At 70.9% G+C, this 14,808-nt stretch carries 9 protein-coding genes; 2 read left to right on the forward strand and 7 right to left on the reverse strand.

The features are described 5' to 3' along the window. Window positions 1–126: 126 nt before the first annotated feature. Window positions 127–5,877 carry an excinuclease ABC subunit UvrA gene (gene uvrA, locus G5B56_RS16380; protein WP_164963919.1) on the forward strand — a complete coding sequence of 1,917 codons (5,751 nt, stop codon included), beginning with the start codon at window positions 127–129 and terminating at the stop codon, window positions 5,875–5,877. On the opposite strand, the gene G5B56_RS16385 is transcribed toward uvrA, so the two are convergent. The 3 genes from G5B56_RS16385 to G5B56_RS16395 form a co-directional block, all read right to left on the reverse strand. Further along, window positions 5,874–6,500 carry a sulfite oxidase heme-binding subunit YedZ gene (locus tag G5B56_RS16385; RefSeq protein WP_164963920.1) on the reverse strand — a complete coding sequence of 209 codons (627 nt, stop codon included), beginning with the start codon at window positions 6,498–6,500 and terminating at the stop codon, window positions 5,874–5,876. The genes uvrA and G5B56_RS16385 overlap by 4 nt on opposite strands. 2 nt (window positions 6,501–6,502) lie before the next feature. After that, window positions 6,503–7,474: a protein-methionine-sulfoxide reductase catalytic subunit MsrP gene (gene msrP / locus G5B56_RS16390; RefSeq protein WP_164963921.1), complete on the reverse strand. Its 972-nt coding sequence runs from the start codon at window positions 7,472–7,474 to the stop codon at window positions 6,503–6,505. 155 nt (window positions 7,475–7,629) lie between these two features. Continuing rightward, window positions 7,630–8,241, reverse strand: coding sequence for a cytochrome c (locus G5B56_RS16395; protein ID WP_009856125.1), 612 nt, complete (start codon window positions 8,239–8,241; stop codon window positions 7,630–7,632). A 61-nt stretch (window positions 8,242–8,302) separates the two neighbouring features. Here G5B56_RS16395 and yihA point away from each other — a divergent pair, with 61 nt between their 5' ends. Further along, complete coding sequence (gene yihA / locus G5B56_RS16400; protein WP_164963922.1) at window positions 8,303–8,983, forward strand: ribosome biogenesis GTP-binding protein YihA/YsxC; 681 nt, start codon at window positions 8,303–8,305, stop codon at window positions 8,981–8,983. Here the strand turns inward: yihA and G5B56_RS16405 are convergent. From G5B56_RS16405 to nifA, 4 genes are all read right to left on the reverse strand, one after another. Then, window positions 8,980–10,581, reverse strand: a complete 1,602-nt coding sequence (locus tag G5B56_RS16405; protein WP_164963923.1) for a DUF1631 family protein — start codon at window positions 10,579–10,581, stop codon at window positions 8,980–8,982. The two genes, yihA and G5B56_RS16405, sit on opposite strands and share 4 nt — an antisense overlap. A 128-nt stretch (window positions 10,582–10,709) precedes the next feature. After that, the gene (gene groL, locus G5B56_RS16410; protein WP_029718547.1) at window positions 10,710–12,356 is read right to left on the reverse strand and encodes a chaperonin GroEL; all 1,647 of its coding nucleotides are present in this window, start codon (window positions 12,354–12,356) and stop codon (window positions 10,710–10,712) included. 33 nt (window positions 12,357–12,389) lie between these two features. Continuing rightward, entirely contained in the window at window positions 12,390–12,680 is a 291-nt protein-coding gene (gene groES / locus G5B56_RS16415) for a co-chaperone GroES (RefSeq protein WP_009856121.1), read from the reverse strand. Between the two features lie 242 nt (window positions 12,681–12,922). Continuing rightward, window positions 12,923–14,704, reverse strand: a complete 1,782-nt coding sequence (gene nifA, locus G5B56_RS16420) for a nif-specific transcriptional activator NifA (protein ID WP_164963924.1) — start codon at window positions 14,702–14,704, stop codon at window positions 12,923–12,925. Window positions 14,705–14,808: the final 104 nt, after the last annotated feature.

Genomic DNA, 14,808 nt, shown 5'->3' on the forward strand with positions numbered 1-14,808 from the left:
TCTAGGGGGGCGCCGCGGCCCCAACAGTTCACACCCGGCGCGCTCTCGTGCAAGGCGGGGGTGTCCGGCAGGCGTCGCGGTCGACTCCTAGAATGACCGGTTCGCCTTTCCGCCGAGCCCTCCAAGATGTCGTCCGGCTCCATCCGCATCCGCGGCGCCCGCCAGCACAACCTCAAGAACCTCGACCTGGACATCCACACCGGCGAGTTGACGGTGGTGACCGGCCCCAGCGGCTCGGGCAAGTCCAGCCTGGTCTTCGACACGCTGTACGCCGAAGGCCAGCGCCGCTACGTCGAGACCTTCAGCGCCTACGCGCGCCAGTTCCTGGACCGCATGGACCGCCCGGCGGTCGACCGCGTCGACGGCGTGCCGCCGGCGATCGCCATCGACCAGACCAACCCGGTGCGCACCAGCCGCAGCACGGTCGGCACGATGACCGAGCTGAACGACCACCTGAAGCTGCTGTACGCACGCGCGGCCCAGCTCTTCGACCGCCAGACCGCGCTGCCGGTGCGCCACGACACGCCGGAGACGATCCACGACGACCTGGCGGCACGCGCCGCCGCCGCCGGCGACCCGCGCCTCGTGTTCAGCTTCCCGGTCGAGCTGCCGGCCGACACCACGCCCGAGCAGCAGGAGCAGTGGCTGTCGGCCGCCGGCTTCACGCGCGTTCAGGGCGAACGGGTCGCGGGCGACCGCAAGATCCTCGACGTCGTCGCCGACCGCTTCCGTTTCGCCGGCGCCGAGCGCGCGCGCGTGATGGAGGCCATCGAGCTCGCGCTCAAGCGCGGCGGCGGCCGGCTCACGGTGCACGTCGGCGACGACGGCACGGCCTGGAAGTACAGCACCGGACTGCACTGCCCCGAGAGCGACATCCGCTACGCCGAGCCGCAGCCGGCGATGTTCAGCTTCAACTCGGCCTACGGCGCCTGCGACACCTGCCGCGGTTTCGGGCGTGTCATCGGCGTCGACTTCGGCCTCGTCATCCCCGACGGGCGCAAGACGCTGCGCAACGGCGCCATCAAGCCGCTGCAGACCCCGGCCTGGGCCGAGTGCCAGGACGACCTGATCCAGTACGCCGGCGAGGCCGGCATCCCGCGCGACACCGCCTGGAACCAGCTGACCCCGGCCCAGCGCGACTGGGTCATCGAAGGCTCGCCGAACTGGACCGGCAACTGGAACAAGCAGTGGTACGGCATCCGCCGCTTCTTCGGCTACCTGGAGAGCAAGGCGTACAAGATGCACATCCGCGTGCTCTTGTCCAAGTACCGCAGCTACACGCCGTGCACGGCCTGCGGCGGCGCGCGGCTGAAGCTCGAGCCGCTGCTGTGGCGCCTGGGCACGAAGGCCGACGCCGACGCGGTGCTGCCGCCGTCGCAGCGTTACCTGCCCGTCGGCGTCGGCTGGAGCCGCGAGCAGCTCGAAGCGCTGCCGGGCCTGGGCCTGCACGACCTGATGCAGCTGTCGATCGAGCGTCTGCGGCGTTTCTTCGACGGCCTGACGCTGCCCGGCACGATGCTCGACGAGGCGCTGAAGCTGCTGCTCGACGAAGTGCGCACGCGGCTGAAGTACCTCGTCGACGTCGGCTTGGGTTATCTGACGCTGGACCGCCAGAGCCGCACGCTGTCGGGCGGCGAAGTCCAGCGCATCAACCTGACGACGGCGCTGGGCACCTCGCTCGTCAACACGATGTTCGTGCTCGACGAGCCGTCGATCGGCCTGCACCCGCGCGACATGGGGCGCATCGTCACCGCGATGCACCGGCTGCGCGACGCCGGCAACACGCTGGTCGTCGTCGAGCACGACCCGGCGGTGATGCTGGCCGCCGACCGCCTGATCGACATGGGGCCCGGCCCCGGCGAACGTGGCGGCCGCATCGTCTTCGACGGCACGCCCGACGCCGCGCGCGAGGCCGACACGCTGACCGGCGCCTACCTCGGCGGCCGGCGCCAGGTCGGCATGGGCATCCGGCGCGCGGTCGGCGCCAGCACGCCGAAGCTGATCCTCGAAGGCGCGCGCCAGCACAACCTGAAGAACGTCAGCGTCGAGCTGCCGCTGCAGCGCCTGGTCGTCGTCACCGGCGTCAGCGGCTCGGGCAAGAGCACGCTGGTCCAGGACGTGCTGCACCCGGCGCTGGCGCGCCATTTCGGCAAGGCCACCGAGACCCCCGGCGAGCACGACCGGCTGCTCGGCGCCGACTGGCTCAGCGACGCCGTGTTCGTCGACCAGAGCCCGATCGGCAAGACCGCACGCAGCAACCCGGCGAGCTACGTCGGCGCCTTCGACGAGCTGCGCAAGCTGTTCGCCGACGCACCGCTGGCGCGCGAGCGCGGCTACACCGCCGGCACCTTCAGCTTCAACGCCGGCGACGGCCGCTGCCCGACCTGCGGCGGCTCGGGTTTCGAGCACGTCGAGATGCAGTTCCTGTCCGACGTCTACCTGCGCTGCCCCGACTGCGACGGCCGCCGCTACCGCGCCGAGATCCTCGACGTGAAGCTGGTGCGCGGGCCCATGCAGTTGTCGATCGCCGACGTGCTGGACCTGACCGTCGCCGAGGCCGTGCACTGGTTCCAGCAGGACCGCGACGTGGTGCAGCGCCTGCAGCCCATCGTCGACGTCGGCCTGGACTACGTGCGCCTGGGCCAGCCGGTGCCGACGCTGTCGGGCGGCGAGGCGCAGCGGCTCAAGCTCGCCGGTTTCCTCGCCGAGGCCGCGGCCGGCAAGCGCCCGGCGGTGCCGGCCGGCGGCGGCAGCGCGGCCTGGGCCGGTGCCTTCGCCGACCGCGACACCCGCCTGGCGCTGCGCCGCGGCACGCTGTTCCTGTTCGACGAGCCGACCACCGGCCTGCACTTCGACGACATCGCCAAGCTGATGCGCGCGATGCGCAAGCTGCTGGAGGCGGGGCACTCGCTGCTCGTCATCGAGCACAACCTCGACGTCATCCGCGCCGCCGACTGGATCGTCGACCTCGGCCCCGACGGCGGCGAAGCCGGCGGCGAGCTGGTCTGCGCCGGCACGCCCGAGGACCTGAAGGCGCACCCGCGCTCGCACACCGGCGTCGCGCTGCGCGAGTACGAGGCCGCGCTGGGCCTGGGTGTCGCGCGGGCCGCCGAACGCACGGCCGAGGGCCCGGACGGCACGCCGCTGCAGACGCTGGTGCGCGCCCGCCGCCGCGAGCGCCAGGCCGACGACGACACGATCCGCATCGTCAACGCCAAGGAGCACAACCTCAAGAACCTGTCGGTGGACATCCCGCGCGGCAAGTTCAACGTCGTCACCGGCGTCAGCGGCTCGGGCAAGAGCACGCTGGCCTTCGACATCCTGTTCAACGAAGGCCAGCGGCGTTACCTGGAGAGCCTGAATGCCTACGCGCGCAGCATCGTGCAGCCGGCCGGACGGCCCGAGGTCGACGCCGTCTGGGGCATCCCGCCGACGGTGGCCATCGAGCAGCGCCTGTCGCGCGGCGGCCGCAAGAGCACGGTGGCGACGACCACCGAGCTGTGGCACTTCCTGCGCCTGCTGTGGGTGAAGCTGGGGCTGCAGCACTGCGTCAAGGACGGCGCGCCGGTGCGCGCGCAGAGCACCGAGAGCATCGCCGCGCAGCTGCTGCGCGACCACCGCGGCCAGCACGTCGGGCTGCTGGCGCCGCTGGTCGTCAACCGCAAGGGCCTCTACACCGACCTCGCGAAGTGGGCCTCGGCGCGTGGCCACACGCATCTGCGTGTCGACGGCGAGTTCGTGCCGGTGTCGCCGTTCCCGCGCCTGGACCGCTTCAAGGAGCACACGATCGAGCTGCCGGTCGGCGATCTGGTCGTCGACCCGGCCGGCGAAGCCGAGCTGCGCACGCTGCTGGCCAAGGCGCTGGAGCTGGGCAAGGGCGTGCTGCACCTGCTGCACCCGCTGGATGGCCTGGCCGCGGCGATGGACGGCGGCGGCAATGGCCGCGGCATCGGCGAGCTGAAGGTCTTCTCGACCAAACGCGCCTGCCCGGTCTGCGGCACCAGCTACCCCGAGCTGGACCCGCGCATGTTCAGCTACAACAGCAAGCACGGCTGGTGCACGCACTGCGTCGGCACCGGCCTGGCGCTGACACGCGAGCAGCGCAAGGCCTTCGACGACTCGGTGCGCGACGACAGTGACAAGGGCCGCGAGCAGAGTTTCCCGTCCGAGGAGCCCGAGGTCGAGGGCCTGGCCGACCAGCCCTGCCCGGAATGCCACGGCGCGCGCCTGAACCCGGCGGCGCTGGCGGTGACCTTCGACGACGAGTCGATCGGCGCCATCGCCCGGCTGTCGGTGCGCGAGACGCGCGCCTGGGTCGAGGCGCTGGATCTCACCGGCCGCGACGCCGAGATCGCGCGCGACATCGTCACCGAGATCCGCAGCCGGCTGCAGTTCCTCGAGGACGTCGGCCTGGGCTACCTGACGCTGGACCGTGCGGCGCCGACGCTGTCGGGCGGCGAGGCGCAGCGCATCGGCCTGGCGGCGCAGCTCGGCAGCAACCTGCAGGGCGTCTGCTACGTGCTCGACGAGCCGACGATCGGCCTGCACCCGCGCGACAACCGCATCCTGCTCGACGCGCTGCACAAGCTCGGCGACCAGGGCAACACGCTGGTCGTCGTCGAGCACGACGAGGACACGATCCGGCGCGCCGAGCACATCATCGACATCGGCCCGAGCGCCGGCGTGCGCGGCGGCCGCCTCGTTGCCCAGGGCACGGTGGCCGACCTGTCGGCGGCGCCCGAGTCGCTGACCGGGCGTTTCCTCGCCACGCCGCCGAGACACCCGCTGCAGCCGCGCCGCCCGGTCGAGGCCGACGCCCCGGCGCTGACGCTCAGCGGCGCGTCGCTGCACAACCTGAAGAACGTCGACGTCACGGTGCCGCTGAAGCGCCTGGTCGCCGTCACCGGCGTCAGCGGCTCGGGCAAGAGCACGCTGGCGCGCGACGTGCTGCTGGCCAGCGTGCAGGCCGCGGTGACGCAGAAGTCGACCCGGGCCGGACGCGACGCGATCATCGCCAACGGCTTCCACGGCCTCGTCGGCTGCAGCGGGCTGACCGGTTTCGAGCCGGTCGACCGCGTGCTCGAGGTCGACCAGACGCCGATCGGCAAGACGCCGCGCTCCTGCCCGGCGACCTACATCGGCTTCTGGGACGCGATCCGCAAGCTCTTCGCCGAGACGCTGGAAGCCAAGGCGCGCGGCTACGCCGCCAACCGCTTCAGCTTCAACACCGGCGACGGGCGCTGCCCGGCCTGCGAAGGCCAGGGCATGCGCACGATCGAGATGAGCTTCCTGCCCGACGTGAAGGTGCCCTGCGACGTCTGCCACGGCGCCCGCTTCAACGCCGAGACGCTGGCCGTCACCTGGCGCGGCAAGAGCATCGGCGACGTGCTGCGCATGGAGGTCGACGAGGCCGTCGGCTTCTTCGCCAGCATGCCGGCGATCGCGCACCCGCTGCAGCTGCTGAAGGACGTCGGCCTGGGCTATCTGACGCTGGGCCAGCCGAGCCCGACGCTGTCCGGCGGCGAGGCGCAGCGCATCAAGCTCGTCACCGAGCTGTCCAAGGTGCGCGACGACGTCACGCGGCGCGGCAACCGATTGCCGCACACGCTGTACGTGCTCGACGAGCCGACGGTCGGCCTGCACATGGCCGACGTCGAACGCCTGGCGCGTGTGCTGCACCGGCTGGTCGACGCCGGCCACAGCGTCGTCGTCATCGAGCACGACCTCGACGTCATCGCCGAGGCCGACTGGATCCTCGACCTCGGCCCCGAAGGCGGCGGCGAGGGCGGCCGCGTGGTGGCCGCCGGCACGCCGGAGCAGGTGGTGGCCGCCGGCACGCACACCGGGCGCGCGCTGGCGCCGGTGCTGGCGCGCTAAGGCAGCGCCGGGCGCGGCGCCGGCCGCAGCCGGCGCCAGACACGCCAGCCGAGCAGCACGCCGAGGATCGCGGCATAGACCGCGACCTCGGCGTAATCGTGTTTGCCCGAGCGCATCCAGAAGAAGTGCAGCAGCGCCAGCCCGGCGGTCGCGTAGACGGCGCGGTGCAGCAACTGCCAGCGCCGCCCGCCCAGCGCCTTGATCGCCGCATTGAACGAGGTCGCGGCCAGTGGCAGCATCGTCAGCAGCGCCGCCGTGCCGACGAGGATGAACGGGCGTTTGGCGATGTCCTGCACGATGGCGCCGACGTCGAGGCCCATGTCCAGCCAGGCGAAGCACAGGAAGTGCACGACGCCGTAGAAGAAGGTGAAAAGCCCCAGCAAACGCCGCAGCCGCGCCAGCGCGTGCCAGCCGGTGGCCTGGCGCAGCGGCGTCACGGCCAGCGTCAGGCACAGGAAACGCAGTGTCCAGTCGCCTGTGGCGCGGATCAGTGCCTCGGCCGGGTTGGCGCCCAGCGTGTCCGCGACGGCGCCCCAGACCAGCCACGCCGCCGGCAGCAGCGCGAGCACGAAGACGATCGGCTTGGCCGCCGGCGAGGCCAGCAGCTGGTTCGGCGCGGACACGCTCAGTAGTTCTTCTTCAGGTCCAGCCCGGCGTAGAGCTGGCCGACCTGCGGCTCGTAGCCGTTGAACATCAGCGTCGGCCTACGCTTGGCGAACAGGCCTTCGCCGATGCGGCGCTCGGTGGCCTGGCTCCAGCGCGGATGGTCGACCGTCGGGTTGACGTTGGCGTAGAAGCCGTACTCCTGCGGCGCCGTGCGCTGCCAGGCGCTGCGCGGCGGCTGCTCGACGAAGCGGATCGCGACCAGGCTCTTGGCCGACTTGAAGCCGTACTTCCAGGGCACGACCAGGCGCAGCGGCGCGCCGTTCTGCGGCGGCAGCAGCTCGCCGTAGAGGCCGAAGGCGAGCAGCGCCAGCGGGTGCATCGCCTCGTCCAGACGCAGCCCCTCGACATAGGGCCAGGGGATGATGTTCGAACGCAGCCCGGGCATCTGTCTCGCGTCCGCCAGCGTCTCGAACTGCACGTAGCGTGCGCTGCCCAGCGGCTCGACGCGGCGGATCAGCTCGACCAGCGAATAGCCGACCCAGGGGATGACCATCGACCAGCCTTCGACGCAGCGCAGGCGGTAGATGCGTTCTTCCATCGGCGCGAGCTTCAGCAGCGTGTCCAGGTCCCAGCGGCCGGGTTTCTTCACGAGGCCGTCGACGACGACGGTCCAGGGCCGGGTCTGCAGCTTCTGCGCGCGCTGCGCGGGGTCGGCCTTGTCGGTGCCGAACTCGTAGAAGTTGTTGTAGCTCGTGACGTCGCCGTAGGTCGTCGGCGCTTCCATCGTCGCCGCGCCCGGCACCGCGCTGCGTGCGCCGGGCAGTGCGTCGCGTTGGCCCGGCCGCGCGGTCGCGGCCAGCGCCGGCAGCGCCGCGGCCGCCGCACCTGCGGCCAGGCCCTGGATCAGCGTGCGCCGCTGGCGCCAGACTTCGCGCGGGGTGATCTCGCTGGCCAGCGGGTGCACGTGGCCGCGGTCCTTCAGGTACAGCATCGGGAACTCGGGGAAAGACGACGGCGCAAGGTAGCGCAAAGCGCTTCGGCGCGTCGGCCGTGCCCGCAGATCACGGGTCTGCCGTGGGGCATGGCGCACACCAAACAAAACGGGCCGGCGAATGGCCGGCCCGTCGTGATGGGTGCTGCGTGCGGTCAGTGCAGGCCGGCGATGTAGTCGGCCACGGCCTTGATCTCGGCGTCGCTCAGCTTGGCGGCGATGGCCGTCATCTGGGCGCTGTTGTTGCGTTCGCCGGAACGGAAGGTGTTGAGCTGCGCCGTCGTGTACTCGACGTGCTGGCCGCCCAGGCGCGGGTACTGCGCCGGGATGCCGGCGCCGTTCGGGCTGTGGCAGCCCGAGCAGGCCGGGACCTTCTTCGAGGCGATGCCGCCGCGGAAGATGGCCTGACCCAGGGCGATCGTCTCCTTGGAGGTCGCTTCACCCTTGACCGGCGGCTTCGAGGCGAAGAACGCGGCGACGTTGACCATGTCTTCCGGGCTCAGCGGCGCGGCCATGCCCATCATGATCGGGTTCATGCGCTTGCCGGCCTTGAACTCGGTGAGCTGCTTGACGATGTAGGCCTGATGCTGGCCCTGCAGGATCGGGTAGATCGGGATCCCGCGCGTGCCGTCTGCCGAGTGGCAGGCCATGCAGGTGGCCGCCGTGATCTGGCCCTTGGCGAGATCCGGCTTGGCGGGCTTCGCTTCCTGGGCGAAGGCGGTGCCGGCAGCGAGCGCGGCGATGGTCAGGGCGACGGCGAACTTCATGCGGCGGGGGCCTCGGTCGGCAGGTGTTCGGGTGTCAAACCGCAGGATTTTACAATGCCCCATGACGTCTACCTTTCGAGATGTGCCCAGCGATGCCGAAAAGTCGGCTTTGGCCTGGGCGCACACGGCGCGATTCCTCACGACCGCGAGCCGCCTGGACCAGTTGCCGCAGGGCGAACTGCCGGAGATCGCCTTCGTCGGACGCAGCAATGCCGGCAAGTCCACGGCGATCAACACGCTCGCGCAGCAACGGCGCCTGGCCTTCGCGTCGCGAACGCCGGGGCGCACGCAGCACATCAACCTCTTCGAGGTCGGGCCGAAGGACGCGCCGGATGCCTTGTTCGCCGACCTGCCCGGCTACGGCTACGCCGCCGTCGAGCGCAGCGCCAAGCTGCGTTGGCAGGAGGTGATGGCGCAGTACCTCGAACTGCGGCGTGCGCTGCACGGCGTGGTGCTGATGATCGACTCGCGGCTGGGCTTCACCGACCTCGACCGCCGGCTGCTGGCGCTGATCGCGCCGCGGGTGGCCAACGGCGAGGTGCGGCTGCTGGCGGTGCTGACCAAGTGCGACAAGCTGAACCGGCGCGAGGCCGACGCCGCGCTCGCCGGGGCGCAGCAGGTGCTGGCCGAGATCGCCACCGAGAGCGCCGAGATCGGCGTCGCGCAGTTCTCGGCGCTGTCGCGTCGCGGCCTGGGCGATGTCGCGACGACGCTGCGCGGCTGGCTCGCGCCTGCGGCCTAGCCGAGGTTGATCGTCCGGCGCATCACGCGCTTGGCGGCCGAGCGCACCAGTGATCGCGGCTTCAGCGTGCCGAGCAGGCGCTCGGCATGCAGCGTCTGCATCGCGCGCCGGCGCACGGCCCAGGTCTCGCTGCTGCCGGCGTCGCCGAGCAGCCAGAGCTCGCCCAGTTCGCCGGGCCACAGGATCTGGGCCTTGACCCAGCGCCCCTGCAGAAAGATGTTGAGCCACTCGCCTGGGCGGCGCGCCAGCAGCCAGGCTTGCGCGTCCTGCGGCTCGCCGGGGCCGTCGGCCGGCATCAGCTCGGCGGGCACGGTATCGAGCTGGGCGATGTCCAGGGTGCCGCCCAGCGTCGACGGCGGCGCCATCGACGAGCACAGCCGCTCCTCCAGCCGCTGCAGCTCGGCGATCTGCGCCGCAGCCTCGGTGCAGCGGTGCGCGAAGCGGTGCTGCGCCTGATGCTGCAGGCGCTCGCTCGCCCACTCGAACAGCGGCGCCTGCGGCGCCGGGTCGGCGGCCAGGTGCTCGACCAGGCCCTGGGCGAAACGCAGGGTCTGCGTGCGCTCGGGGTCGCCCTGGGGCGGGAGCACGTCGCCGAGGAAAGCCAGGCCGTCGACGAAGCGCCACAGCGCGTGCGTCTCGTCTTCCAGCGTGCGCGGTTCACGCAGCACCAGCCGCGTGGCCACCGACTGCAGCCGCGAGAGCATCAGCGCGATGTCCTGCGACAGCCGGCGGTCGGACAGCATCGCGTCGAACAGGCCGGTCAGCAGCTCGACCGCACGGTGGTCGGCCGGTGATGCGCCGGCGTCGGCACGTGTCGGCGTCACGGCGGGTTCGATCGCCAGCGTCGGGAAGTCGTTGCCTTCCAGGCTGAAACCGAGTTCGCTGGTCGGGGCGATCGCCGAACGGACGAGGTCGAGGCCGGCTCCGTGGCTGATCTCCGGCCCGCGCGTGCGCCGCGCGCCCGACGGCAGGATCATCGTGCGGTAGGCCGCCGGCGTGACGCCCTGGCTTTCCAGGCGCGACGACGAGGCCGCATAGGCGCGCCGCAGCGCGCTCGCCAGCGCCGGTGCGGCGTTGCGCGTGAACAGCAGATGGTGGCCGCGCGACAGCGGCAGCGCCTGCGCGGCGGCCCACAGCGCACGCGCGTGCTGGGCCGGGCCGAAGGGGTTGTGGTCGTGCGCCAGGTCCATGTCGCCGACCAGCGCCGCGGTGAAGGTCTGCAGCTCGCGCAGCTCGTACTCGGCGGTGCTGCGGATCAGCTCGATGACGTGCGAGATCTCGACGTCGATCGCCACCGAGTCCTCGTCGACCAGCGACAGCGTCGTCGGCAGGCCGCCGCCCTGGGCACCCGGCCCGCGTTCGGCGATCTGGCGCCGCAGCGAGCGCACGTAGTAGTCGCTGATCAGCTCGCGCTGCGTGCCGAGCGCATGCAGCACGTCGGCCGCCGAGGCGCGCGGCTGCGGCGCCAGCGTCGGCAGGCTCTGGCGCATGCGGTCGACCGTGCCGTCGACCAGCTGATCGACGAGCATGGGCATGCGCAGAAGTTCGTCGTCGACGAACTGCCGCAGCGCTGCCGAAACGGTCGTGGCGGAGGACATCAGCACTGATTATCGGACGCCGCAGCGCCGGCGGAAGGCCGGTAAAGCGCCCGGGATGCGGTTCAAAACGAAAAAAACCCGCCTCCGGCGGAGGCGGGTTTTCGCTCGGCAGGCGTGCCGGGCCGGACTTACATGTCCATGCCCATGCCGCCCATGCCACCCATGCCGCCGCCGGCGGGCATCGGGGCTTCTTCCTTCGGCGCCTCGGCGACCATGCACTCGGTCGTCAGCATCAGGCTGGCGACGGAGGCGGCGTTCTGCAGCGCGGTGCGGGTCACCTTGGTCGGGTCCAGGATGCCCATCTCGATCATGTCGCCGTAGGTGTCGTTGGCGGCGTTGTAGCCGAAGTTGCCGGCGCCTTCGAGGACCTTGTTGATCACGACGCTGGGCTCGCCACCGGCGTTGGCCACGATCTCGCGCAGCGGCTGCTCGACGGCGCGCAGCACGATCTTGATGCCGGCGTCCTGGTCGTGGTTGTCGCCCTTCAGGCCAGCGGCCACGGCGGCGCGGGCGCGCAGCAGCGCGACACCACCACCGGCCACGATGCCTTCCTCGACGGCGGCACGGGTGGCGTGCAGCGCGTCTTCGACACGGGCCTTCTTTTCCTTCATCTCGACTTCGGTGGCGGCACCGACCTTGATGACGGCCACGCCGCCGGCCAGCTTGGCCACGCGCTCTTGCAGCTTCTCGCGGTCGTAGTCGGAGGTCGCTTCCTCGATCTGGACGCGGATCTGCTTGACACGCGCCTCGATGTCGGCGGCCTTGCCGGCGCCGTCGATGATCGTGGTGTTTTCCTTGGCGACTTCGACGCGCTTGGCTTGGCCCAGGTCGGCCAGCGTGGCCTTCTCGAGCGTCAGGCCGACTTCCTCGGCGATGACCTTGCCGCCCGTCAGGATGGCGATGTCCTCGAGCATGGCCTTGCGGCGGTCACCGAAGCCCGGGGCCTTGACGGCGACGACCTTCAGGATGCCGCGGATCGTGTTGACCACCAGGGTGGCCAGCGCTTCGCCTTCGACTTCCTCGGCGATGATCAGCAGCGGGCGGCCCGCCTTGGCGACTTGCTCGAGGATCGGCAGCAGGTCACGGATGTTGCTGATCTTCTTGTCGAACAGCAGCACGAACGGGTTGTCGAGGACGGCAACCTGCTTTTCCGGGTTGTTGATGAAGTACGGCGACAGGTAGCCGCGGTCGAACTGCATGCCCTCGACGACGTCGAGTTCGTTGTTCAGGCTCTTGCCGTCTTCGACGGTGATGACGCCTTCCTTGCCGACCTTGTCCATCGCGTCGGCGATGATCTTGCCGATCGACTCGTCGCTGTTGGCGGAGATCGAGCCGACTTGGCCGATTTCCTTGCTCGTCGTCGTCGGCTTGGAGGCCTTCTTCAGCTCGTCCGTCAGGGCGGCGACGGCCTTGTCGATGCCGCGCTTCAGGTCCATCGGGTTCATGCCCGCGGCGACGAACTTCATGCCTTCGCGCACGATCGACTGCGCCAGCACGGTCGCGGTCGTGGTGCCGTCACCGGCGTTGTCGCTGGTCTTGGAAGCGACTTCCTTGACCATCTGCGCGCCCATGTTCTGGAGCTTGTCCTTGAGCTCGATCTCCTTGGCGACCGAGACACCGTCCTTGGTGACGGTGGGGGCGCCGAACGAGCGCTCGAGCACCACGTTGCGGCCCTTCGGGCCCAGGGTGACCTTGACGGCGTTGGCGAGAACGTTCACGCCTTCGACCATGCGGTGGCGCGCGTCAGCGCCGAAAACCACGTCCTTAGCAGCCATGTGCTACCTCTTCGAAATCTGGGGGGAGGGGGATTACTTCTCGACGACGGCGAAGAGGTCTTCTTCGCGCATCACCAGCAGCTCGTCGCCGTCGACCTTGACGGTCTGGCCGCTGTACTTGCCGAACAGCACGCGGTCGCCGACCTTGATGTTCAGCGCGACGAAGTCGCCCTTGTCGTTGCGCTTGCCCGGGCCGACCGCCAGGACTTCACCCTGATCGGGCTTCTCGGCCGCGTTGTCGGGGATGACGATGCCGGAGGCGGTCTTGGTCTCGTTCTCGAGACGCTTGACGATCACGCGATCGTGCAGCGGACGAAGCTTCATTCACATCTCCTTGGGAGTCACGTTATGGCACTGGAGCGCCGCGCAGGCAGCGCTCGCTGACATGCGGCAACCGGGGGGCAGCGAATCTGCCTCGGTCGTTAGCACTCACCCGTGGCGAGTGCTAGCAAACGGATTATAGGGGTCGGTTCCCGGGCTTCAAGAGCCGGCCGGGCATCTCCCTATGCCGTGGCCGGCGGCCCGCGGCGCGGCACCGGCCGCCGGCCCGTGCGCGGCGGTGCGGCTCAGAGCTTGCGCACCTCGATGCGGTGCTTCTGCAGCGCGTAGCCGAGCTGGCGCGGCGTGATGCGCAGCAGCCGCGCGGCCTTGGCCTGCACCCAGCCGCACTGCTCCATGGCCCAGATCAGGCGGTCACGCTCGCCGTCGGGCGCCGGGCCGGCCTGGCGCGAGACCGGCGGCGGCAGCTGCTGCGTCGGGCCGATGCGCGTGACGCCGTCGGCCGCCGTCTCCGCCGCGCCGGCCTCGGCCAGCGGCGGGGCCGGCGCGGGGGCCGGCATCGACCACGACGACGCGTCGGCCGCCGCCGGCGAGGGCGCGTGGCCGTTCGCCGGTGGCGCCGCGTGGCCGTTGAAGCCGTGGGCGCCGGCCACGGCCGCCACGGCGTCGGCCTTGTCGAGGAAGTGCAGCGTCTGCGTCAGGCAGCGGTTGTTGCGGCAGGGGAAGGCGAGGTCGCGGATCAGGTCGCCCTGGACCATCGTCGCGGTGCGTTCGATGCAGTTCTCCAGCTCGCGCACGTTGCCCGGCCAGTAGCAGGCGGTCAGCACCTTCATCGCCTCCGGCGTGACCTTCAGCTGGCGCCGGTTCTCCTTGTTGAAACGGTCGATGAAGTGCGTGACCAGCGGCGGGATGTCGCTGCGGCGCTCGCGCAGCGGCGGCAGGAAGATCGAGACGACGTTGATGCGGTAGTACAGGTCGGCGCGGTACTCGCCGCGCTGCACCATCTTCTCGAGGTCGCGGTTGGTGGCGCAGATCAGGCGCACGTCGACCTTCACCGGCTTGCTGCCGCCGACACGCTCGAACTCGCGCTCCTGCAGCACGCGCAGCAGCTTGGCCTGGAAGCCGGGCGAGACGTCGCCGATCTCGTCGAGGAACAGCGTGCCGCCGTGGGCCAGCTCGAAACGGCCCTTGCGCTCGCCGACGGCGCCGGTGAAGGCGCCGCGTTCGTGGCCGAAGAGCTCGCTTTCCAGCAGCGACTCGGTCAGCGCCGCGCAGTTGACCTTGATGAACGGCGCGTCCTTGCGCGGCGACAGGAAGTGGATCGCGCGGGCGATCGCCTCCTTGCCGGTGCCGCTCTCGCCGCGCAGCAGCACCGTGGCACGCGACGGCGCGGCCTGGTGCACCTCGGTGAACACCTGCTGCATCGCACGCGATTCGCCGATGACGTTGTCCAGCGCCAGCCGGCCGCGCGGCTCGCGCGCCAGCGCCTTCTGCAGCCGCGTCGTCTCCTGCAGCAGGCGCGAATGCTCCTCGGCCACCGCCAGGTGCAGCGCCGCCGACTGCGCCAGCAGCGTCGCGACCATCGTCAGCAGGCGCTGGTCGTCGGTGAGGCGCGCGCCGTCTTCCATCTCGCGCTGCGCGGCGAGCACGCCGACGGTCGCGCGCTCGGTCTTCATCGGCACGACGATGAAGGCCAGGCGGCGGTCGTCGCGCGCGCCGAAGGCGCCGGTGCGGTCGAGGAACTCGGGCGAGTCCTGCACGTCGGGCACGACGGCGGCCATGCCGCTGGCGTAGACCCGGCCGATGACACCTTCGCCGCTGCGCCAGTGGCCACGCGCCGCCTGGTCGCGGTCCAGCCCGACCCAGCTGTGGATGCGCAGCAGATGGCCGCCGTCCTCGGCCGGCATCACGACCATCGCGCGCTGCAGCCCGAGCTGCGCCGACAGCGTGTTCAAGGCCACGCGGAAGGTGCGCTCGATGTCGAGCGACGCTCCCAGAACGCGGCAGACCTCGTAAACCGTGCTGAGCTGAACCTGATAGCGCTCGCTCAGCGCCGTGCGACTCGACATCACGCACCTCCTGCGTCTGACCGGCGGGCGAGACGGTGCGGCGGGCCACCTCGGGGCGCCCGGCGCATCGTTGGCGGGCATCGCCCGCCTTGCCGCCGCCGGTC

The organism is Rubrivivax sp. JA1026 (assembly GCF_011065555.1).
GTDB classification, from domain to species: domain Bacteria; phylum Pseudomonadota; class Gammaproteobacteria; order Burkholderiales; family Burkholderiaceae_C; genus Rubrivivax; species Rubrivivax benzoatilyticus.

Coding starts and splice junctions, on each gene's coding strand:
- groL (WP_029718547.1), bottom strand. CDS start 12,356: ATGGCTGCTAAGGACGTGGTTTTCGGCGCTGACGCGCGCCACCGCATG.
- groES (WP_009856121.1), bottom strand. CDS start 12,680: ATGAAGCTTCGTCCGCTGCACGATCGCGTGATCGTCAAGCGTCTCGAG.
- nifA (WP_164963924.1), bottom strand. CDS start 14,704: ATGTCGAGTCGCACGGCGCTGAGCGAGCGCTATCAGGTTCAGCTCAGC.
- msrP (WP_164963921.1), bottom strand. CDS start 7,474: ATGCTGTACCTGAAGGACCGCGGCCACGTGCACCCGCTGGCCAGCGAG.
- G5B56_RS16405 (WP_164963923.1), bottom strand. CDS start 10,581: ATGTCCTCCGCCACGACCGTTTCGGCAGCGCTGCGGCAGTTCGTCGAC.
- uvrA (WP_164963919.1), top strand. CDS start 127: ATGTCGTCCGGCTCCATCCGCATCCGCGGCGCCCGCCAGCACAACCTC.
- G5B56_RS16395 (WP_009856125.1), bottom strand. CDS start 8,241: ATGAAGTTCGCCGTCGCCCTGACCATCGCCGCGCTCGCTGCCGGCACC.
- yihA (WP_164963922.1), top strand. CDS start 8,303: ATGACGTCTACCTTTCGAGATGTGCCCAGCGATGCCGAAAAGTCGGCT.